Annotated in this window: 1 pseudogene; it reads left to right on the top strand. The window is 61.0% G+C overall.

The features are described 5' to 3' along the window. Window positions 1-621 (top strand): annotated as a pseudogene (locus ACFFNA_RS35185) (Ulp1 family isopeptidase); the annotation flags it as partial.

Raw genomic sequence — 621 nt, 5'->3', positions numbered from 1 at the left:
CCGCGGCCTCCATTCTTTCGTTGATCTGCCGTCCACACCGCAGGAGACGCGTGACGACGCTCAGTCAGCGCAGGTGCCTGGTCCGGCCGCCAGTCCGCCGTTCTTCATCGGGCCATCAGGCGAGCCTCTGGAGCTCGAGGATATCGGATATCTCGTCGGCGAGGATTGGCAGCATGGCTCGCAGCCGGTTCCGGACTTCCTGCTCGATGTACTGGACAACAAGATGCTGTTGCCGAGTCCGCGCATGGTTCCGCGGCCTGTCTCTATCAACGGTGAGACCTACTCTATCACGTTGGGGCCGCGAGGGCGCCGCGATGCTCAATTTATCCATCATCCTCGCCCATCCTCGGTTCCAGATGCTCAGATCGGTGCTTCGGCTACGAGTGCCTCTTCCCACGACCGCGGACGGGTGCTCGGAGCCAGAGAATGGCTCGGCGACGATCATATTCAGCGGGATTACGAGTTCGTGGCGCAGGAGTTGCGTGGGACTAATCCGGATCTCGCCGCCCGGACGCGGTTCGTGGATCCTCTGATAGCCTTTCAGCTTAACCACGGCGCCGATAGCGACGCGCTACGCGCATTCCATCGCATTGTCCATGATCGGAATGGTAACGATACAGC

The sequence above is a fragment of the Mesorhizobium kowhaii genome (assembly GCF_042431665.1).
In the GTDB taxonomy this organism is placed as follows: domain Bacteria; phylum Pseudomonadota; class Alphaproteobacteria; order Rhizobiales; family Rhizobiaceae; genus Mesorhizobium; species Mesorhizobium kowhaii.
The sequence above is the reverse complement of the archived record's forward strand: the minus strand, read 5'-3'. Positions and strand labels throughout refer to the sequence as shown.